Consider the following 21,483-nt stretch of genomic DNA (forward strand, 5'->3'; position numbering starts at 1 on the left):
ACGTCGTTTCGTCGGCTCCGCCAAGCCCGTCCCGCGCCGCCACCGGCGGTGCGGGCCACCCGGTCAGGCCGACCCGCAACTGCCTCTCGAACGGACTCGCGGCAGCACGGCGGCCGGAAAAAGGCCGGATATACAGCGACTCACACCAATAGAAAATGACCCCGTTACCAAAACGTTACAAGGCTCCACCTTGCTCGAAACTAGATTCACTGACGCAAATTGAAGTGATCGGATCGGCTGAGTCGGCACCCAGACCTCGCTCGTCAGGTATGGGCGGTCGGACCGACGGGAGTGACCACCGTCGTGCACTCCGAACCGTCCCACGGACAGAGGAGATCCTCGTGCCCCGACCCAGTCGGCGGCGAGCCCCGCTCGCCGCAGTGACCGTGGCGCTACTCGCCTTCACACTCATCCTGACCGCCGCACCGGCCCCGATCGCCGATCCCGCCGCCGCGCGGGCCGCCCGTCCCGCCGTCGCCGCGGCGGCGGAGCCCTACGCCGTCCTGGTCTTCTCCAAGACCGCCGGGTTCCGGCACGACTCGATCCCGGCCGGCATCAACGCGATCCAGCAACTCGGCACGGCGAACGGGTTCACCGTCACCACCACCGAGGACAGCGCCGCCTTCACCGACACCAACCTCGCCAGGTTCAAGGCGGTCATCTGGTTGTCCACCACCGGCGACGTGCTCAACGCCAGCCAGCAGGCGGCCTTCGAGCGCTACATCCGCGCCGGTGGCGGGTACGTCGGCGTGCACGCCGCGTCCGACACCGAGTACGACTGGGCCTGGTACGGCCAACTGGTCGGTGCCTACTTCAACAGCCACCCGGCCAACCAGACGGCCACGGTGAAGGTCGAGGACACCACCCACGAGTCGACCCGGCACCTGCCGGAGCGGTGGTCCCGGTTCGACGAGTGGTACAACTTCCGCACCAACCCCCGCGCCCGCCAGGTGCAGGTGCTGGCCTCGCTCGACGAGCGCAGCTACAGCCCGGGCAGCGGCGCGATGGGGCAGGACCACCCGATCGCCTGGTGCCAGAACTTCGACGGTGGACGGTCCTGGTACACCGGGGGCGGGCACACCCAGGAGTCCTTCACCAACGCCGAGTTCCGGCAGCACCTGCTCGGTGGTATCCAGACCGCGGCCGGGGTGGTGCACGCCGACTGCGGTGCCGGCCGAGCCGCCAGCTTCGAGAAGGTGACGCTGGACAGCAACACCAGCAACCCGATGGAGCTGGACATCGCGCCCGACGGCCGGGTCTTCTACATCGAACGCGACGGCCGGGTGCAGATCATCAAGCCGGACACCGGCCAGACCGTCACCGCGCTGCGGCTGAGCGTCTTCGCCGGCAACGAGGACGGCCTGCTGGGCATCCGCCTCGACCCCGACTTCGCCAGCAACGGGTGGGTCTGGCTCTACTACGCCCCCAGCGCGGGCGGTTCCCGCAACAACCTGTCCCGGTTCACCGTCACCGGTGACACGATCAACCCGTCCAGCGAGCGGGTCGTGCTGGAGGTGCCCACGCAGCGCAACACCTGCTGCCACATGGGCGGGACGATGACCTTCGACTCGGCCGGCAACCTGTACCTGGCCACCGGGGACAACACCAACCCCTTCGAATCCGGTGGCTACAGCCCGTTGGACGAGCGCTCCGGCCGGGCGGACTACGACTCGCAGCGCACCGCCGGTAACACCAACGACCTGCGCGGCAAGGTGCTCCGGATCCGGCCGCAGGCCGACGGCACGTACACCATTCCGGCCGGAAACCTCTTCGCACCGGGCACCGCGCGGACCAGGCCGGAGATCTACGCGATGGGCCTGCGCAACCCGTTCCGGATCGGCATCGACCCGGCCACCAACGTGCTCTACGTCGCCGACTACGGCCCGGACGCCACCACCACGAACGCGAACCGGGGCCCGGAGGGCCTGGTGGAGTGGAACATCGTCGACCGGCCCGGCAACTTCGGCTGGCCGTACTGCCACGGCAACAACCAGGCGTACAACGACTACCAGTTCCCGTCCGGCCCGAGCGGGGCGAAGTTCAACTGCTCCGCGCCGGTGAACAACTCCCCCAACAACACCGGTCTGACCAACCTGCCGGCGGCCATCCCGGCCACGGTCGACTACGGCTACGGCGGCAACAGCCGTTTCCCGGAGATCGGCGGCGGCGGAGCGCCGATGGCCGGCCCGGTCTACCGGTTCGACCCGACCATCTCGTCGTCCCGCCAGTGGCCGGAGTACTTCGACGGCAAGGCCATGTTCGGCGAGTGGAACCAGTCGCGGATGTACACGATGCAGGTCACCCGGGACGGCAAGTCCCTCGTCGACATCAACCGGATCCTCGACCAGATGACCTTCGTCCGGCCGATGGACTTCGAGTTCGGCCCCGACGGCGCGCTGTACCTGATCGAGTGGGGCAGCGGCTTCGGCGGCAACAACGACAACTCCGGCGTCTACCGCATCGACTACACCGCCGGTGCCCGCGCCCCGATCGCGGTCGCCTCGGCGAACCCCACCTCCGGAGCGCCACCGCTGGCGGTCACCTTCTCCAGCGCCGGCTCACGCGACCCCGACGGCGGAGCACTGACCTACGCCTGGACGTTCGGCGACGGCGGCACCTCCACCCAGGCCAACCCGACCCACACGTACGCACAGTCCGGCAGCTACACCGCGCAACTGCGGGTGACCAACCCGGCGGGGCGGAGCGCGGTGGCGAACGTGCCGATCACCGTCGGCAACACGGCACCGACCGTGACCATCGAGTTCCCGCCGGACGGTGGCTTCTTCGGCTGGGGTGACCAGGTCGCCTACACCATCAAGGTCACCGACCCGGAGGACGGGACGATCGACTGCGACGAGGTCGAACTCCAGGTTCTGCTCGGCCACGACGAGCACGCGCACCCGCTGGAGCGGCACACCGGCTGCACCGGCACCGTGCAGACCCAGCTCGCCGACGGCCACGGGGCGGAGGCGAACGTCTTCACCGTCCTGGAGGCGACCTACACGGACCAGGGTGGAGCCGACGGAGCCGAGCCGCAGACCGGCCGGGCGCTGGTGGTCCTCCAGCCCAAGCGCAAGGAGGCCGAGTACTACTCCGCCACCGGACGGGTGGCGGGTGCCACCGGGGGCGGCACCGCCGGGGTGGAGCGGGAGACCACCGGTGACACCGCCGGCGGTGGACAGAACATCGGCTTCATCGAGGACGGCGACTGGTGGTCGGTCAGTCCGGCCAGCCTGACCGGCCTCACCTCGATCCGGTTCCGGGTCGCCTCGGCCACTTCCGGTGGCCGGATCGAGGTCCGCGCCGCAGCCGCGGACGGACCGCTGATCACCTCCGCCGCCGTGACCGGCACCGGAGGGTGGCAGACGTACACCGACGTCACCGCGCAGATACCCAACGGCGCCGCGGCGGAGGGCGCGTTGTACTTCGTCGCCCGGGATCCGAACGGCGGCTCCGGCACCCTGTTCAACGTCAACTGGATGGACTTCGTCGGTCCCGGGGTGAGCGGCAACGCCCCGCCGACGGTCACCGCCTCGGCCACCCCGACCAGCGGGACCGGGCCCTTGGCGGTGACCTTCACCGGTACGGCGACCGACCCGGACGGGGACACCCCCCTGACGTACGCCTGGGACTTCGGCGACGGGGCGACCGCGAGCACGCTCAACGCCAGCCACACCTACACCACGCCGGGCAGCTACACCGCCACCCTGACGGTCACCGACAGCCGGGGTGCGCGAGGGCAGGCCAGCGTGCCGGTCCGGGTCGACGGGGCGGGCAACCCCTGCCAGGCCGAGCCGGGACCACAGCGGTCCGACGAGTTCACCGGCAGTTCGCTGGATCGTCAGCGGTGGACGGGCGTGGTGCGCGGGACCGAGTCGTACTCCCTCACCGACGGTTCACTACGGCTGCCCACCGCGGCGGGTGACCTTTACGGCACCCGCAACGACGCCACCAACCTGGTGCTCCAGCCCGCACCCAGCGGTGCCTGGCAGGCGACCACCCGGGTCACCGTGCCGGTCCGGGCCGACTATCAGCAGGCCGGTCTGCTCGTCTACGGCAACGACGACAACTACGCCAAGCTGGACCTGGTCTACGGTGGCAACCGGAAGGTCGAGTTCATCCGGGAGACCGCCGGCACCCCGCGCAACGAGGGGGCCGACGCCACGGCCGCGCCCACCGGTGACACTATCCATCTGCGACTGACCAGCGACGGGACGAACCTGACCGCCGCCTACTCGACCGACGGGCAGACCTTCACCGCGGTCGGCCGGTCCGCCGCGTTGGCCGGGATCAGCAACCCCCGGATCGGTCTCTTCGCCCTCAACGGCGGCACCACCGCGCCGGTGGTGAACGCCCAGTTCGACTGGATCCGGATCACCCCGGAAGCCACCACGGGCGCCGTCACGCCGTCCGACGAGTTCACCGGCACCAGCCTGGAGAAGTGCCGGTGGAACGCCGTCGTACGGGAGGACACGACCCGGTACCGGGTGACCGACGGCGCGCTGCGCATCGACGTGTCGAACGGTGACATCTACGGCACCGGCAACACCGGGCCGACGAACTTCATCCTCCAGAACAGCCCGGCCGGGAACTGGACCATGCAGACCCGGGTCGACGGCAGCCTGTTCAACGAGCAGTACCAGCAGGCGGGCCTGCTGGTGTACGCCGACGACGACAACTACCTGAAGTTCGACTACGTGACGGACAACGCGGCCGGCCAGACGGTCTCTCGACGGATCGAGTTCCGCAGCGAGGTCGGCGGGGTGGTGCAGAGTACGCAGCCCCAGGCGACCGGCCTGACCCAGGGCATCTGGCACCTGCGGCTGGCGCGCAGCGGGAACACCTTCACCGCCGCGTACTCGGCCGACGGCACGACGTGGACGACCCTGCAGACGTTGACGAGCACCGCGGTCGGGACGACGCCGAGGGTGGGCCTGTTCACTCTCGGCGCCAACCAGACCGCCTCGAAGACGGCCGCGTTCGACTACTTCCGGCTCACGCCCGGGTAGTTCACCCGGCTCGCCGACCCACATCCGCCGGCCCGCACCTCTGTCCGAGGTGCGGGCCGGCGCTCGTAGCGGTTTGGGCAGGCTGTACGGGAATGTCGCTTGCGTTTACCGAAACGTTATCCATTGAAGTCTTGCCATTAATCGTTCTAGCGGAACTAATTTGTTCAGCGACTCGACATAAATGCTGGCCCGGCCCCCTTCGGCAAGGTGTCCGGACCGGCTCCATCAGGGACGGTCTTCGGCGGGCCGACCCCGTGACCCCTGTCCAGCAAGGACAAAGGAGACCGGAGTGCCCCGAACACCTCGTGCCCGCGCACCCCTGACCGCCGCCGTTCTCTCCCTCGGCCTCGCCGCGAGCATGCTCTTCGCGGCTCCGGCCGCCCAGGCCGCGCCCGCCCCCGTCGCCCAGGCGGCTCCGGAGGCCGCCGCCGAGACGTTCTCGGTGCTGGTCTTCTCCAAGACCGCCGGCTTCCGCCACGCCTCGATCCCCACCGGCATCGCCGCCATCCAGGAGCTCGGCGTCGAGCACGGCTTCACCGTCGACACCACCGAGGACGGTGCCGCGTTCACCGACGCCAACCTCGCTCAGTACCGGGCCGTCATCTGGCTCTCCACCACCGGAGACGTGCTGACCGCCGACCAGCAGGCGGCGTTCGAGCGCTACATCCAGGCCGGTGGCGGCTACGCGGGCATCCACGCCGCCGCCGACACCGAGTACAACTGGGCCTGGTACGGCGAACTGGTGGGGGCGTACTTCAACAGCCACCCGGCCAACCAGCAGGCGACGGTCAAGGTGGAGGACCCGGCTCACCCCTCCACCGCCCACCTGCCGGGACGCTGGTCCAGATTCGACGAGTGGTACAACTACCGCACCAACCCGCGCGGTTCGGTGCACGTGCTGGCCACCCTCGACGAGACCAGCTACAACCCCGGCTCCGGCGCGATGGGGCACGACCACCCGATCGCCTGGTGCCAGGACTACGACGGCGGCCGGGCCTGGTACACCGGCGGCGGCCACACCGACGAGTCGTACGCCGAACCGGAGTTCCGCACCCACCTGCTCGGCGGCATCCGCACCGCCGCCGGGATCCAGGGCGCCGACTGCGGGGCGTCGCTGACCGCCAGCTTCGAGAAGGTGACGCTGGACAGCAACACCAGCAACCCGATGGAGCTGGACATCGCGCCCGACGGCCGGGTCTTCTACATCGAACGCGACGGCCGGGTGCAGATCGTCAAGCCGGACACCGGCAACACGGTCACCGCGATCGACCTCGACGTCTTCACCGGCAACGAGGACGGCCTGATCGGCATCCGGCTCGACCCGGACTTCGCCACCAACAACTGGGTGTACCTCTACTACGCCCCGAACGACGGCGTGGCACGCAACCTGCTCTCCCGGTTCACGGTGAGCGGTGACTCGATCGACGCGGCCACCGAGGAGGTCGTGCTCCAGGTCGACACCCAGCGCAACACCTGCTGCCACGCCGGCGGCACCATGACGTTCGACTCCGACGGCAACCTCTACCTGGCCACCGGGGACAACACGAACCCGTTCTCGTCGGACGCGTACACCCCGATCGACGAGCGGCCCGGACGCGCCGACTACGACGCGCAGCGCACCTCCGGCAACACCAACGACCTGCGCGGCAAGGTGATCCGGATCCACCCGGAGGACGACGGGACGTACACCATCCCGGAGGGCAACCTCTTCCCGCCGGGTACGGCGCAGACCCGGCCCGAGATCTACGCGATGGGCTTCCGCAACCCGTTCCGGATCGGCATCGACCCGGCCACCGACACCCTCTACGTCGCCGACTACGGCCCCGACGCCTCGTCGGACAACCCGAACCGTGGGCCCGAGGGCCTGGTGGAGTGGAACATCGTCGCCGAACCGGGCAACTACGGCTGGCCGTACTGCACGGGCACCAACGAGGCGTACAACGACTACCAGTTCCCCTCCGGCCCGAGCGGTCCGAAGTTCGACTGCGCCGCCGTGGTGAACAACTCGCCGAACAACACCGGCCTGACCAACCTGCCGCCGGCCATCCCGGCCACCGTCGACTACGGCTACGGCGGTGACCCGCGTTACCCCGAGATCGGTGGCGGTGGCGCGCCGATGGGCGGCCCGGTCTACCGGTACGACGCCGACCTCGACTCGGACCGCAAGTGGCCGGCGTACTACGACGGCAAGGCGCTGCTCGGCGAGTGGAACCAGTCGAAGATGTACACGATGCAGGTCTCCGCCGACGGCACCGAGCTGATCGACATCAACCAGTTGCTCACCGGGATGTCCTTCATCCGCCCGATGGACTTCGAGTTCGGTCCGGACGGCGCGATGTACCTGATCGAGTGGGGCAGCGGCTTCGGCGGCAACAACGACAACTCCGGCGTCTACCGGATCGACTACATCGCCGGTGACCGGGCGCCGATCGCGGTGGCCAACGCCGAGCCCACCTCCGGGCAGGCACCGCTGGAGGTCACCTTCTCCAGCGCCGGCTCGCGCGACCCCGACGGGGGCGCGCTCACCTACGCCTGGACGTTCGGCGACGGTGGCACCTCCACCGAGGCCAACCCCACCCACACGTACGCCGAGCCGGGCAACTACACCGCCCAGCTCACCGTCACCAACCCCAAGGGCCGTACGGCGGTGGCGAACGTGCCGATCACCGTCGGCAACACCGCGCCGACCGTGGAGATCGAGTTCCCGCCGGACGGTGGCTTCTTCGACTGGGGCGACCAGGTCAAGTACACGATCACGGTCACCGACCCGGAGGACGGCGAGATCGACTGTGCCGACGTCCAGCTCCAGGTCCTGCTCGGCCACGACGAGCACGCCCACCCGCTGGAGCAGCACACCGGCTGCACCGGCACGGTGCAGACCCAGCTCGCCGCCGGGCACGGTGCCGAGGCGAACGTCTTCACCGTCCTGGAGGCCACCTACACCGACCAGGGCGGCTCCGGTGACGCCGACCCGCTGACCGGCCGGGACATCGAGATCCTCCAGCCCAAGCGCAAGCAGGCCGAGTACTTCACCGCTACCGGCCGGACCGAGGACGGCACCGGCGGCGGCGACCCCGGCGTGGTGCGCGAGACCGGCGGCGACTCCGCCGGCGGCGGCCAGAACATCGGCGCCATCGAGGACGGCGACTGGTGGTCGGTCGTACCCGCCGACCTGACCGGGATCGACGAGATCCGGTTCCGGGTCGCGTCGGCGACCAGCGGCGGCGTGATCGAGGTCCGTGCCGGCGCGGTCGACGGTCCGGTGGTCGCCTCGGCGACCGTGCCGGGCACCGGTGACTGGCAGACCTACACCGACGTCACCGCACCGGTGACCGGTGCGGCGAGCGGTTCGCTGTACTTCGTCGCCCAGGATCCGGCGGGCGGCGCGGGGTCACTGTTCAACGTCAACTGGGCGGACTTCGTCGGTAGGGGCGTCACCGACAACGCGCCGCCGGCGGTCACCGCGACCGCCACGCCGGCCACCGGCACCGCACCGCTCACCGTCGCGTTCGGCGGCACCGCCACCGACCCCGAGGGTGACACCCCGCTGACGTACGAGTGGGACTTCGGTGACGGCGGCACGGCGGACACCCTCCAGGCCGAGCACACGTACAACGCACCCGGCAACTTCACCGCCACCCTGACGGTGACCGACAGCCGTGGTGCCCGGTCGTACGCGACCGTCCCGGTCCGGGTCGACTCGCCGAACACGTCGTGCCTCGGGGCACGTTCGGACGACTTCGACGGCGACACGCTCGACCGCGACCGGTGGACCAGCGTGGTGCGGGAGAACCAGCTCCTGTCCGTCTCCGACGGCGCGCTGCGACTTCCCACCGGGGTCGGTGACCTGTACGGCAGCCGTAACGACGCCACCAACCTGGTGCTCCAGCCGGCACCGTCGGGCGCCTGGCAGGCGACCACCAAGGTCACCCTGCCGGTGACGGCGAACTACCAGCAGGCCGGCCTGCTGGTCTACGGCGACGACGAGAACTACGCCAAGGTGGACCTGCTCTACAACGGCAGCCGGCGGGTGGAGTTCATCCGGGAGACCGCCGGCACCCCGCGCAACGAGGGTGCCGACAGCACCGACGCGCCGGCGGGTGACACCGTCTACCTGCGGGTGAGCAGCGACGGCACCAGCCTCACCGCCGCGCTCTCGGCCGACGGCCAGACCTTCACCCCGGTCGGTCGCTCCGCCGCGTTGGAGGGCATCGAGAACCCACGGATCGGCCTGTTCGCCCTCAACGGCGGCACCGACGCGCCCGTGGTGGACGCCGCGTTCGACTGGTTCCAGGTGATACCGGACGAGCCGGCCGGCCCGGTCGACCCGTCCGACGAGTTCACCGGCATCTCGCTGGACAAGTGCCGGTGGAACGCGATCCTCCGGGAGGACCTGAGCGCCTACCGGGTCAGCGGTGGCTCGTTGCACATCGACGTGCCCAACGGTGACATCTACGGCACCAACAACACCGGGCCGACGAACTTCATCCTCCAGAACGCGCCGAGCGGCGACTGGACGATGGAGACGAAGATCGACGGCAGTCTGCTGGACGAGCAGTACCAGCAGGCCGGCCTGATCGTGTACGGCGACGACGACAACTACCTGAAGTTCGACTTCGTGGTGGACAACCAGGCCGGCCAGCCGGTGTCCCGGCGGATCGAGCTGCGCAGCGAGATCGACGGGACGATCCAGGATCCACAGCCGGGTGCGGAGGGCCTGACCTCGGCCGAGTGGTATCTGCGGCTGGCCCGCGCCGGTGACACCTTCACCGGCTCGTACTCGGCCGACGGCACCACCTGGACAGCCCTGACCGAGCTGACCAACGCGGCCGTGGGGGCCACCCCGAAGGTGGGCGTGTTCACCCTCAGCGGCAACCAGACCGCCTCGAAGCCGGCGTCGTTCGACTACTTCCGGTTCTCCACCGAGGCCGGACCGGACGACGACACCGCGCCGATCACCACGGCCGAGGTGTCCGGCACCCCGGTCGAGGGTTGGCTCACCGGTCCGGCGACGGTCACCCTGACCGCCGTCGACGAGGACGGTGGCAGCGGGGTGGCGCGCACCGAGTACCAGCTCGACGACGCCACCGACTGGACCGCATACACCGCACCGGTGCCGGTGACCGGGGACGGCGAGCACGAGCTGCGGTTCCGCTCCGTCGACGAGGCCGGCAACGTGGAGGAGACGAAGGCGGTCACCGTCCGCATCGACGCCACCGCGCCGGTCAGCACCGCGACGTTCGCCCCGGCGAACGACGAGGGCTGGCACGACGGGACCGTCCCGGTGGTGCTCACCTCGACCGACGCCGGTTCCGGCGTGGCGCTGCTGGAGTGGTCGCTGGACGGTGGCGACTGGACGCCGTACACCGAGCCGGTCGAGATCAGTGGCGACGGGGACCACGAGCTGCTCTACCGGGCCACCGACACCGCCGGCAACGCCGAGTCGCTGAAGGCGGCGGTGGTACGCATCGACGGCACCAAGCCGACGCTGCTGGTCTCCGGCATCGCCGACGGCCAGCTCTACGGCGACAGCCAGGACGTCCGGGTGTCCTGGCAGGCGGTCGACCCGACCTCGGGCATCGCGACCGTGGTCGGTCAGCTCGACGACCGTCCCTACGTCAGTGGCACCCTCCAGGCGATGTACGAGCTGCCGCTGGGCCTGCACGAGCTGACCGTCACGGCGACCGACAAGGCGGGCAACGCCACCACCACGTCGGTCCGCTTCTTCGTCACCACCTCGTTCCGGGACATGCAGAACCTGCTGGACCGGTTCAAGGCGACGGGCCGGCTCACCAACAAGGCGTACAACCAGTTGTCGAAGCGGCTCTCCAACGCCCGTACGGCGGAGGCGGAAGGCAACGACCGACGGGCGATCAACCAGCTCACCGCGTTCCGGACGTTGGCCGGCGACGCCGAACTGGTTGGCGAGGCGGAGATCCGGGACGTGCTGATCCGGGACGCCGACGCCATGATCGTCCGGCTCGGTGGCGCGGCCAGCAAGATGGGCGTACGGGCCAACGACGGCGAGTCCGTCAAGGGTGCCGGCCGCCTCGGCGACGACCCCACCCGCCTGGCCCCGGGGCGTCGCCTCTGACCGACAGTTCCAGGTGTGCACACAGGGCCCCGTCCGGCAGCCGCCGGGCGGGGCCCCGCCACGTTCCGGTCAGCTGTCGAGGACCGTGCGCAGTGCCTTCAGGTCGTCCTCGGTGGGGTGCCAGGCGCCGGCTTCGGCGTTGGCGCGTACCTGCTCCGGTGTGGTCGCGCCGGCGATGACCGAGGTGACCGCCGGTTGGGCGGCCAGCCCACCGATCGCCACATGCAGCATCGGCACACCCCGCTGCGCGGCGTACGCCTCGATGCCCTCGATGGTGTCCCAGTCGGCGGCGGCGAGCCGTTGGGCGTACCGGCCGCCGCCGGCCAGGCGACTGCCGGCGGGCGGCGCCTCATCCCGCTTGTACTTGCCGGTGAGCAGCCCGTTGGCCAGCGGGAAGAACGGCAGCATGCCCAACCCGAACCGGTCGCAGGCCGGCAGCACCTCGATCTCGGCGTCCCGGTTGAGCAGGCTGTAATGGTTCTGGGCGCTGACGAAGCGGGTGAGTCCCCGGCTCCTCGCCGTCCAGTCGGCGTCGGCGATCTGCCAGCCGGCGAAGTTCGAGTTGCCGAGGTAGCGCACCTTGCCGGCGCGGACCAGGTCGTCCAGCGCGGACAGCGTCTCGTCGATCGGGGTGCCCGGGTCCGGCTCGTGGAACTGGTACAGGTCGATGTGGTCGGTGTCCAGCCGACGCAGCGACGCCTCGACCGCCCGGACCACGTACCGCCGCGAGCCGCGTACCCCGAAGTCCCGTCCGTTGCTGCCGGCCATCGACATACCGAACTTGGTCGCCAGCACCACCTCGTCGCGGCGGCCCTTGAGCGCCGCGCCGAGCTGCGCCTCCGAGGCGCCGTGCGGCTCGCCGTAGATGTCGGCGGTGTCGAAGAAGTTGATCCCGACGTCGAGGGCCGCGTCGACCACCGCGCGCGTGCCGTCCGGGTCGAGTTTGCGGCCGAAGTTGTTGCAGCCGATCCCTACGACGGACACCACGAGCCCGGAGTCGCCCAACCGGCGATAGGTCATCTCACTCACCAGATCACCATATGTCGCCCGGTCAGGTGGTCGCAGGGCCGACCGCGGCCGCCACGGGTCAGGCCACGTCCCAGACCGGCTCGTCGGTCTCGACCACCTCACCGTCGCCCCGGAAAAGCAGGAACCGGTCGAAGGTACGGGTGAACCAGCGGTCGTGGGTGACCGCCACCACCGTGCCGGAGAACGCGGTGAGCCCGGCCTCCAGCGCCTCGGCCGAGGCCAGGTCGAGGTTGTCGGTGGGCTCGTCCAGCAGCAGCATGGTCGCGCCGGACAGCTCCAGCAGCAGCACCAGAAAGCGGGCCTGCTGCCCGCCGGAGAGGGTGCCGAAGCGCTGGTCACCCTGCCCCGCCAGCTCGTACCGGGACAGCGCCGCCATGGCCGCGTGCCGATCCATGCCGGCCCGGTGCTCGTCGCCCCGCCAGAGAATCTCCACGAGCGTCCGCGTCATCAGTTCCGGCCGGTCGTGGGTCTGGGAGAAGTGGCCGGGTCGGACCCGCGCGCCGAGCCGGGCCACCCCGTCGTGCGCCACCGGGGCCAGCGCCGCCGCGCCGTCGACCGGGCCGTTCGCCGGGTCCGGGTCCGTGCCGCCCCGGGCCAGCAGCCGCAGGAAATGCGACTTGCCGGTGCCGTTGGCGCCGAGCACCGCGAGCCGGTCGCCGTACCACAGCTCCAGGTCGAACGGATAGGTCAGGCCGTCCAGCTCCAGTTGCTCGCACACCAACGCGCGCTTGCCGGTCCGTCCACCGGCCAGCCGCATCCGGATGTCCTGCTCCTTCGGCGGTACGGGCGGCGGCCCGGCCTCCTCGAACTTGCGCAACCGGGTCTGTGCCGCCTGGTAACGCGAGGCCATCCCGTCGTTGTACGCGGCCTTCTGCTTGTACATCAGCATCAGCTCGCGCAGCTTCTGGTGCTCCTCGTCCCACCGTTTGCGTTGCTCGTCGAGGCGGGCGTGGCGGGCCACCCGTGCCGCGTGCCAGCTGGCGAAGCCGCCCGGGTGCACCCAGGCGCTGCCGCCCTCCACCGCGACCACCCGGTCGGCGGTGTGCGCCAGCAACTCCCGGTCGTGCGAGACGTAGAGCACCGACTTGGCCGACTCCCGCAGCCGCGCCTCCAACCAGCGTTTGCCGGGCACGTCGAGGAAGTTGTCCGGCTCGTCGAGGAGCAGCACCTCGTCGGGGCCGCGCAGCAGCAGTTCCAGCGCGAAGCGCTTCTGCTGCCCGCCGGAGAGGGTCCGGACCGGGCGCTGCCGGGCGGCGTCCCAGGGCAGGTCGAGGACGATGGTGGCGACGGTGTCGAAGAGCACCTCGGCGTCGTACCCGCCGGTCTCGCCCCAGGCCGCCAACGCGTCGGCGTACGCCAGCTGGGCCTTGCCGGCGGCGGTGCTGTACTTGCCGCGCAGCTCGGCCTCGCGCATGGCCGCCTCGGTCTCGGCCAGCCGGCGACCGGCGTCGCGCAGCGGCGGTGGCGCGAGTGACAGGGCCAGGTCGGCAAGCGTCGACTCGTCACCGATCATGCCGATGAACTGGCGCATGACGCCCAGTCCACCGGTGCGCGCGATCGCGCCGGTCCGTACCGGCAGGTCACCGGCGACCATCCGCAGCAACGTCGTCTTGCCCGCACCGTTCGGCCCGACCAGCGCCACCTTGGCGCCCTCACCGACCCGGAACGACACGTCGGCGAAGAGTTCCCGCCCGTCGGGCAGCACATGCCCGACCGCCGCCACGTCCACGTATCCCACGCGGGCATCCTGCCCGAGCCGGCCCGGCGAGCCAACCGATTACCCGGTCAGCGGGTGACGCGCAACACCCGGAATCCCTTCTGACTGGCCTGTCGAGCCACCTGCCAGCCCTGCTCGATCAGCCAACGCTGCAACGAGTCACCGCCGAGGTGGCGGGCCACCACGAGCCAGGCCACCCCGTCCGGAGCGAGCCGGGGCAGCCAGCGCGACAGCAGCTGGTGCAGCTCGTCCTTGCCGATCCGGATCGGCGGGTTGGACCAAATCTGCGCGAAACGGAGGTCGGCGGGCACCTCCTCGGGTGCGCTCACCCGTACCCGGTCGGACAGCCCGAGCCGGGCGGCGTTCTCGGTCGTCAGCTGCCGGGCCCGCTCGTTCACGTCCACCGCCCAGGTCGTCGCCGTCACCGCGACGGTGGCGAGTACGCAGGTGATCGGGCCGAACCCGCAGCCGAGATCGAGCAGATCGCCGGCTGCCGCGGCATCCGGCAGGTCGGCCTTGCGCAGCAGCACCGCGGTGCCCGGGTCGAGACGGGTGGCCGAGAAGACTCCGGCCGCCGAGGCCAGGGTGTAGTCGCGGCCCGCGACGGTGAACTGCACCTCGCGCGCCTGGGCGGGCGCGTTCGGCTCGGCGGTGAAGTAGTGGTCCCCGGTCACGCGGGACATTCTCGCACCGAGTGGGGATCGGGCCGACGGTGCGGCGGTCGCTCCGACACGTTCATCAACCACGTTTCCGCAAAATACCTACTAAAGGGATAAACATCCCTACTCTGGACGACATGGTGTATCGGTACGACTCCGATGAGGACGCACACGTCCCGTACCGGGACGACGAGCCCGAGGCCGCTTCGCCCGGCCCGCCGCCCCCGGCCGGGCCGTCCCCGTCGCGCTTCCCCACTCCGTCGCTGGCCCGTCCGAACCAGCTCATTCTGCCGTCGTCGGCGCCGCCACGGGAGGCGTTCCCCGCCATGCAGCAGGAGCCGGCACCACGGTACGACCCGGTGCCGCCCGGGTTCGACGAACCGGCGCCGGTCGGCGTGGCGGAGGCACCGCCGGACCCGGGCACGACGGCCGTCGCGCCGCCGCCCCGCCGAAGTGGCGGTCGCGCGTGGCAGGTGCTGGTCGGCGGCGCCGCGGCGTTGGTGCTGCTCGCCCTCTGCGGGCTCACCGCCGCGACCCTGTTGGACGGTCGGACCCTGATCGGTCAACAGGCCGCGCCCAGCGCCGCACCGGACACCACCCGCGGCACGGTGCCCGCCGAGGCCAGTGACCTCGACTCCCGGGACACCGACCAGGCGCCACTCACCGCCCGCGAGGTCTTCCCCGCCAGCACGCTGACCGTCGGCGACGGCGAGAACGACTACGAGGTGCTCCGCACCCAGTCCAGCGCCAGTTGCGCGGTGGCCGCCACCGGCGAGGTCTCGGAACTGCTGGTCCGGCTCGGCTGCAACCAGGTCGTCCGGGCCACCCTCCGCGCACCCGACGGCGACCACCTGGTCACCACGGGACTGTTCAACCTCACCGACCGGTCCAGCGCCGAGCGGGCCCGGGACCGGATCCGCCAACTGCTCGACGAGCGACAGGGCCGCTTCCGCGGCATGGCGGCGGGGGACGGCACCGAGGTCGTCGCCACCGCACCGGCCCGGGTCGGCTGGCAGGTCCGCGGTCACTACATCGCCTACGCGGTGGTCGCCCGCACCGACGGCGCCACCATCCGCTCCGGAGACACCGGCGTCCGCGAGATCCTGTTCGACATGCTCGAGCAGCACCTCAACCAGGGCGTGCTGGAGCGGCGGGCCGAAGGCGGCACGGCCAGCCAACCGACCGAGGGCCCCACCGACGACACCGGCAGCCAGGACGAGTCCACCGAGGACTGACCGGCCACCGACGACGGGAGGCGCGGCCGGTGGCTCAACTCTCGGCGGGTACCCGTAGCCGTCGGGTCGCCTCGGCCCGGCGCGCGTACTCGGCGGGATCGTCCGGGTAGCCGACCGCCACCAGGGTCAGCCCGTGCGCCGGCGCCACGGTCACCTCGCTGGCCCGCTCCCGACGGGTCAGCAGGTCGGCCGGCCACCGGACCGGTCGACGACCGTCGCCGGCGACCAGCATGGCGCCGACCAGGCTACGGACCATCGCCTGACAGAACGCGTCGGCCTGCACGGTGGCGACCAGGATCCCGTCGGCGTCCCGCCGCCAGTCCAGCCTGGTCACCTCCCGCAAGGTGGTGGCGTTCTCCTTGCGCCGGCAGTACGCGGCGAAGTCGTGCTCCCCCACCAGCCCGGCCGCCGCGGCGGCGAGCCGGTCGAGGTCGAGCGCCCGGGGCCAGGCCAGGGTCTCGTGCCGGCGCAGCGGGTCAGCACCCCAGGGCGCGTCGGTCACCCGGTACTCGTAGCGGCGGAAGGTCGCCGAGAATCGGGCGTCGAAGCTGGCCGGCACCGCACCCATCGCCCGGACCCGCACATCGGTCGGCAGCAGCCGGGCCAGCCGGCGCAGCAGCCGCCCCTCGTGCGCCCGCCAGACATCGACGGGCAGGTCCAGGTGACAGACCTGCCCGCTGGCGTGCACCCCCGCGTCGGTGCGGCCGGCGACGGTCAGGCCGGCCGCGACACCGGTCCCGAGCACCAGATCCAGCGCCTCGACGAGCACTCCCGCGACCGTACGCCGCCCCGGCTGGGCGGCCCAGCCGGAGAAGGCCGTGCCGTCGTACGCGACGTCCAGTCGCACCCGGGTGCGCTCGTCCACGTGGTACCTCCTCGACGAATCGGGCCCGGCACCCCCGTGGGGATGCCGGGCCCGACAACGGCCTCAGGGCCTGTTCAACCGGCCTTGGTCAGGCCTTGCCTTCCTCGGTGGCCAGGTCGCTGTCCTCGCGGGCAGCGGCGGTGTCACCGGAGGCCGACTGCGGCGGCTCGGCGTCCTGGTCGGCCGACCGGGTCGCGGGGGCCTCGTCGGCCGGTGCCAGCGCCTCGACCTTGTCCTGCTGGGCGGCCTTGCGCCCGGCGGTCTTCTTGTTCGCCTTCGGCTCGGCGACCTGAAGCTCCTCGACCAGCTCGATGATCGCCATCGGTGCGGCGTCACCCTTGCGCGGACCGGTCTTCACGATCCGGGTGTAGCCGCCGCTGCGGTTGGCGTACCGCGGCGCGATCTGGTCGAACAGGGCGTAGACCACGTCCTTGTCCTTGACCACGGTCAGCACCCGCCGACGCGACGCGAGGTCGCCCCGCTTGGCCTTGGTGATCAGCTGCTCGGCGAGCGGACGCAGCCGCCGGGCCTTGGTCTCGGTGGTCTGGATCTTGCCGTGCTGGAACAGCGCGGTGGCCAGGTTGGCCAGCATCAGCCGCTCGTGCGCGGGGCTGCCGCCGAGGCGGGGGCCCTTGGTGGGCGTGGGCATGCTTGGTGCTCCTCAGGTGTGGCGGCAGCGCGGACTAGAGCTGCTCGGTCTCGCGGTAGTCGTCGGTGTCGTAATCGGCCTCGCCGAAGGCGTCCACGACGTGCGCCGGGTCGAAGTTCGGAGCCGAGTCCTTCAGCCCGAGACCCATCCCGGCGAGCTTCATCTTGACCTCGTCGATCGACTTCTGACCGAAGTTCCTTATATCGAGGAGGTCGGCCTCGGTACGCCCGATGAGCTCACCAACGGAGTTGATGCCCTCGCGCTTGAGGCAGTTGTAGGAGCGGACGGTCAGGTCCAGCTCCTCGATCGGCAGGGCCAGGTCCGCCGCCAGCTGCGCGTCCTGCGGTGACGGGCCGATGTCGATGCCCTCGGCCGTCTCGTCCAGCTCACGGGCCAACCCGAACAGCTCCACCAGCGTCGAACCGGCCGAGGCCAGTGCGGTGCGGGGGCCCATGGACGGCTTGGTCTCGACATCGATGATCAGCCGGTCGAAGTCCGTCCGCTGCTCGACCCGGGTCGCCTCGACCCGGTAGGTGACCTTGAGCACCGGCGAGTAGATCGAGTCGACCGGGATCCGGCCGATCTCCGCGCCCGCCTGCTTGTTCTGCGCCGCCGTGACGTAGCCACGCCCCCGCTCGACGGTCAGCTCCATGTCGAGCCGGCCCTTGCCGTTGAGGGTGGCCAGCTTCAGGTCCGGGTTGTGCACCGAGACGCCGGCCGGCGGCTGGATGTCACCCGCGGTCACGTCGCCCGGTCCCTGCTTGCGCAGGTACATGCTGACCGGCTCGTCGTGCTCGGAGCTGACGCACAGCTCCTTGATGTTCATGACGAGCTCGACCACGTCCTCCTTGACCCCGGGGATCGTGGTGAACTCGTGCAGCACACCGTCGATCTTGATCGAGGTGACGGCCGCACCCGGGATCGACGACAGCAGCGTACGCCGCAGCGAGTTGCCCAGGGTGTAGCCGAAGCCCGGCTCCAGCGGCTCGATGGTGAACCGGGACCGGGTCTCGTTGATCGACTCCTCGGAGAGGGTCGGTCGCTGGCTGATGAGCATGTCTTCTCTTCTCTTCCGGGGCGCCCGCCATATGACGCCCACGACACAAACTGTTCCGGTGGTCCGCCCGGCCGGGCGGACCACCGCAACGAGCTCCTACTTGGAGTAGAGCTCGACGATCAGCTGCTCCTGGACCTGGGTGTCGATCACCTGTCGGGCCGGGAGCGAGTGCACCAGGACCTTCATCTGGCTGGGGATCGCCTCCAGCCACGCCGGAACGGTCTTGGAGCCGGCCTCGGCCTGGGCCACGATGAACGGGGTGAGCTCCTTGCTCTTGCCCCGGACCTCGATGATGTCGTGCTCCTTGACGCGGTACGACGGGATGTCGACCTTCTTGCCGTTCACCGTGAAGTGACCGTGCTTGACCAGCTGACGGGCCATGTCCCGGGACTTGGCGTAGCCGGCCCGGTAGACCACGTTGTCCAGCCGCGACTCGAGGATCTGCAGCAGCACCTCGCCGGTCTTGGCCTTCTTGCTCACGGCTTCCTCGTAGTAGCCGCGGAACTGCTTCTCCAGCACGCCGTACACGCGACGGGCCTTCTGCTTCTCACGGAGCTGGAGCAGGTACTCCGTCTCCTTCGTGCGGCCGCGGCCGTGCTGCCCGGGCGGGAACGGCCGGGACTCGAACGGGCACTTCGGACCATCGCACTTGCTGCCCTTGAGGAACAGCTTCATCTTCTCCCGCCGGCAACGGCGGCAGTCAGCACCGGTGTAACGAGCCATCTCTCTCTACCTCTCAGACCCGACGACGCTTCGGCGGACGGCACCCGTTGTGCGGCTGCGGGGTGACGTCGGAGATCTGCCCGACCTCGAGGCCCACGGCCTGCAGCGAACGGATCGCGGTCTCCCGGCCGGAGCCGGGGCCCTTGACGAACACGTCGACCTTGCGCATGCCGTGCTCCATGGCCCGACGCGCGGCGGCCTCGGCGGCCAGCTGCGCGGCGAACGGAGTCGACTTGCGGGAGCCCTTGAAGCCCACCTGGCCGGACGAGGCCCAGGAGATGACGGCACCAGTCGGATCGGTGATCGAGACGATGGTGTTGTTGAAGGTGCTCTTGATGTGCGCCTGCCCGTGGGCGACGTTCTTGCGTTCCTTGCGCCGGACCTTCTTGACGGCGGCTCCGGCACGAGCCTTCGGTGGCATAAGTCTGTGCGCTCCTGAATAAGGTTCTCGATCGGATCTGGCTGTTAGCCCCGTTGATCAGGTAGACACCGGTTCCAGTTGGAGCCCGCCCTACCTCGACGGAGAACGACCAGCATTCCGGTTTAAGAACTATTACTTCTTGCCGGGCTTCTTCTTGCCGGCGACAGTCCGCTTCGGGCCCTTGCGGGTCCGGGCGTTGGTCTTGGTCCGCTGGCCACGCACGGGCAGGCCCCGGCGGTGCCGGATGCCGGCGTAGCAGCCGATCTCGACCTTGCGGCGGATGTCAGCGGCGACCTCGCGGCGCAGGTCGCCTTCAACCTTGTAGTTGGCCTCGATGTGGTTCCGGAGCTGGACCAGCTCCTCGTCCGTGAGGTCCCGAACGCGCTTGTCCGGCGAGATGCCGGTGGCGCTGAGCGTCTCCAGGGCGCGGGTGCGGCCCACGCCGAAGATGTAGGTGAGCGCGATCTCCATCCGCTTCTCGCGGGGAAGGTCGACGCCGACTAGACGTGCCATGTGCGGGCGTACTCCTCGTGGTGTGCTGGCGAAGGTGTGGACCCGTCCCACCCCGCTACCGGCCGTCCCTGTCCCTCCGGCGCCAATGGCGCCGGCGACCGGGATCGGTCGCTGCCCGAGCGGGCCCCGGCCTTCGACCGGGGGTCAACCACGATTGAGTACGCGCTGCGCACCGCTCGCGGCTGGGACGAGCATGTGATGTGTGGGCTGGTTCAGCCCTGGCGCTGCTTGTGGCGCGGGTCGGTGCAGATGACCATGACCCGGCCGTGCCGGCGGATCACCCGGCACTTGTTGCAGATCCTCTTGACGCTCGGCTTGACCTTCACGGTTGCCTTACTTCCCATCTGGCCCGGCATCGCGAGGCGCGAGACCGGACGTCGAAGACGGACACGGGACGTTTCCCGGCCGTCGTCAGGCTTACTTGTAGCGGTAGACGATGCGCCCGCGGGTCAGGTCGTACGGCGAGAGCTCGACGACGACCCGATCCTCCGGCAGGATGCGGATGTAGTGCTGCCGCATCTTGCCGCTGATGTGAGCCAGCACCTTGTGGCCGTTGGCGAGCTCCACCCGGAACATGGCGTTCGGCAGGGGCTCGATGACCCGACCTTCGATCTCGATGGCTCCGTCTTTTTTCGGCATGTCCTCCGCTGTCCTGACGTCGGTTGCTCCGGACGGCCCACAACGTCTTACACGGGGGCTTGACCAAGATCAGGCTTCCCGCGCCAGCCGCGGCTCCGCGGCCCACCGAAGCGCTGGTGGGCATGGCGGAGTGGACGCTGCGCGCCGATCAGAAAGTGTACGCCCGCCTGCACGTCGTCGCCAAACCGACCGGCCACCTGGGCTCGACCGGGTCCAGGAAACCGGACGTTCAGCCCACATCGCCCCGGTGAGGGCCCTGGTCGGGCTCGCGCACCGGGGCCCCGGTGGCTGGGTCGGGCTCGGTGCTCGTCGCCGGGCCGATGGCATCCGGCTGCTGCCGGCCCAGGCCCTTACGTTCACGCTTGAGCGCCCGCTTGTCCGCCTTCCGCCGCCGGCGGCGTTCCCGCTCGGCCGCCCACCGCGCGGGCTCACCGCTGGCCAGCCCGGTGACGGTACGCACCAGCACGACCGCGCCCCACGGACCCGCGACCCAGCCCGGCCAGAAGTAGAGCGCGTCCCCGGCCGCCAGCGACGTGACGGCCCAGACGGCCACCACGATCCCGACCACCTTGAGCCAGGGTTCCCAGACCTCGGCCAGCCAGCGCGCGGTCAGCCCGCGCCCGGCCTCAGCCGGCACCGGGACGCTCGCGCCCCGAGGCTCCGGCAGCTCCGCACCGGGGGGCGCCGGCAGGTCACCGACGAGGGCATCCAGTTCGGCGTACGTGCGGGCGGCATAGGCCCGCTGCAACCGGTCGTCGTACTCGTGCAGGTCGAGTCGGCCCTCGTCGAGAGCGACCCGCAGGCGGTCGGCGACGGCCTGCCGGTCGGAGTCCGCTGCCCGCATGGCGTCCCGCTCGTCCATGCCGGCAAGCA

15 protein-coding genes are annotated in these 21,483 nt (G+C 70.5%); 3 read left to right on the forward strand and 12 right to left on the reverse strand.

The window, feature by feature from the left end; all coding sequences use genetic code 11:
• The first annotated feature begins 341 nt into the window (after nucleotides 1-341).
• The gene (locus O7597_RS07200; RefSeq protein ID WP_281582297.1) at nucleotides 342-5,009 is read left to right on the forward strand and encodes a ThuA domain-containing protein; all 4,668 of its coding nucleotides are present in this window, start codon (nucleotides 342-344) and stop codon (nucleotides 5,007-5,009) included.
• Nucleotides 5,010-5,298: 289 nt separating this feature from the next.
• Entirely contained in the window at nucleotides 5,299-11,103 is a 5,805-nt protein-coding gene (locus O7597_RS07205; protein ID WP_281582298.1) for a ThuA domain-containing protein, read from the forward strand.
• A gap of 69 nt (nucleotides 11,104-11,172) precedes the next feature.
• On the opposite strand, the gene O7597_RS07210 is transcribed toward O7597_RS07205, so the two are convergent.
• From O7597_RS07210 to O7597_RS07220, 3 genes are all read right to left on the reverse strand, one after another.
• Nucleotides 11,173-12,123 carry an aldo/keto reductase gene (locus O7597_RS07210; protein WP_281583207.1) on the reverse strand — a complete coding sequence of 317 codons (951 nt, stop codon included), beginning with the start codon at nucleotides 12,121-12,123 and terminating at the stop codon, nucleotides 11,173-11,175.
• A gap of 67 nt (nucleotides 12,124-12,190) precedes the next feature.
• A complete protein-coding gene (locus O7597_RS07215; protein ID WP_281582299.1) occupies nucleotides 12,191-13,870 on the reverse strand; it encodes an ATP-binding cassette domain-containing protein in 1,680 nt (559 codons plus the stop codon).
• Nucleotides 13,871-13,917: 47 nt separating this feature from the next.
• Nucleotides 13,918-14,523, reverse strand: coding sequence for a methyltransferase (locus O7597_RS07220; protein ID WP_281582300.1), 606 nt, complete (start codon nucleotides 14,521-14,523; stop codon nucleotides 13,918-13,920).
• A 122-nt stretch (nucleotides 14,524-14,645) separates the two neighbouring features.
• On the opposite strand from O7597_RS07220, the gene O7597_RS07225 reads away from it, so the two are divergent.
• Nucleotides 14,646-15,743 (forward strand): hypothetical protein, encoded by a 1,098-nt coding sequence (locus tag O7597_RS07225; protein ID WP_281582301.1) that lies wholly within the window; start codon nucleotides 14,646-14,648, stop codon nucleotides 15,741-15,743.
• 34 nt (nucleotides 15,744-15,777) lie between these two features.
• Here the strand turns inward: O7597_RS07225 and truA are convergent, their stop codons facing one another.
• From truA to O7597_RS07270, 9 genes are all read right to left on the reverse strand, one after another.
• Entirely contained in the window at nucleotides 15,778-16,608 is an 831-nt protein-coding gene (truA, locus tag O7597_RS07230; protein WP_281582302.1) for a tRNA pseudouridine(38-40) synthase TruA, read from the reverse strand.
• Between the two features lie 88 nt (nucleotides 16,609-16,696).
• Nucleotides 16,697-17,257, reverse strand: a complete 561-nt coding sequence (gene rplQ, locus O7597_RS07235; RefSeq protein WP_269738305.1) for a 50S ribosomal protein L17 — start codon at nucleotides 17,255-17,257, stop codon at nucleotides 16,697-16,699.
• 34 nt (nucleotides 17,258-17,291) lie between these two features.
• Nucleotides 17,292-18,314, reverse strand: a complete 1,023-nt coding sequence (locus tag O7597_RS07240) for a DNA-directed RNA polymerase subunit alpha (RefSeq protein WP_013735931.1) — start codon at nucleotides 18,312-18,314, stop codon at nucleotides 17,292-17,294.
• Nucleotides 18,315-18,410: 96 nt separating this feature from the next.
• Nucleotides 18,411-19,037: a 30S ribosomal protein S4 gene (rpsD, locus tag O7597_RS07245; RefSeq protein WP_093403633.1), complete on the reverse strand. Its 627-nt coding sequence runs from the start codon at nucleotides 19,035-19,037 to the stop codon at nucleotides 18,411-18,413.
• 13 nt (nucleotides 19,038-19,050) lie between these two features.
• Nucleotides 19,051-19,458: a 30S ribosomal protein S11 gene (gene rpsK, locus O7597_RS07250; protein ID WP_013288613.1), complete on the reverse strand. Its 408-nt coding sequence runs from the start codon at nucleotides 19,456-19,458 to the stop codon at nucleotides 19,051-19,053.
• Between the two features lie 132 nt (nucleotides 19,459-19,590).
• Nucleotides 19,591-19,971 carry a 30S ribosomal protein S13 gene (gene rpsM / locus O7597_RS07255; protein WP_093403631.1) on the reverse strand — a complete coding sequence of 127 codons (381 nt, stop codon included), beginning with the start codon at nucleotides 19,969-19,971 and terminating at the stop codon, nucleotides 19,591-19,593.
• 212 nt (nucleotides 19,972-20,183) lie between these two features.
• Nucleotides 20,184-20,297, reverse strand: coding sequence for a 50S ribosomal protein L36 (gene rpmJ / locus O7597_RS07260; protein ID WP_012184307.1), 114 nt, complete (start codon nucleotides 20,295-20,297; stop codon nucleotides 20,184-20,186).
• Between the two features lie 91 nt (nucleotides 20,298-20,388).
• The gene (gene infA / locus O7597_RS07265) at nucleotides 20,389-20,610 is read right to left on the reverse strand and encodes a translation initiation factor IF-1 (protein WP_007073013.1); all 222 of its coding nucleotides are present in this window, start codon (nucleotides 20,608-20,610) and stop codon (nucleotides 20,389-20,391) included.
• Nucleotides 20,611-20,839: 229 nt separating this feature from the next.
• A complete protein-coding gene (locus O7597_RS07270; protein WP_281582303.1) occupies nucleotides 20,840-21,472 on the reverse strand; it encodes a DUF1707 domain-containing protein in 633 nt (210 codons plus the stop codon).
• Nucleotides 21,473-21,483: the final 11 nt, after the last annotated feature.

This window comes from Verrucosispora sp. WMMC514 (assembly GCF_027497295.1).
GTDB classification, from domain to species: domain Bacteria; phylum Actinomycetota; class Actinomycetes; order Mycobacteriales; family Micromonosporaceae; genus Micromonospora; species Micromonospora palythoicola.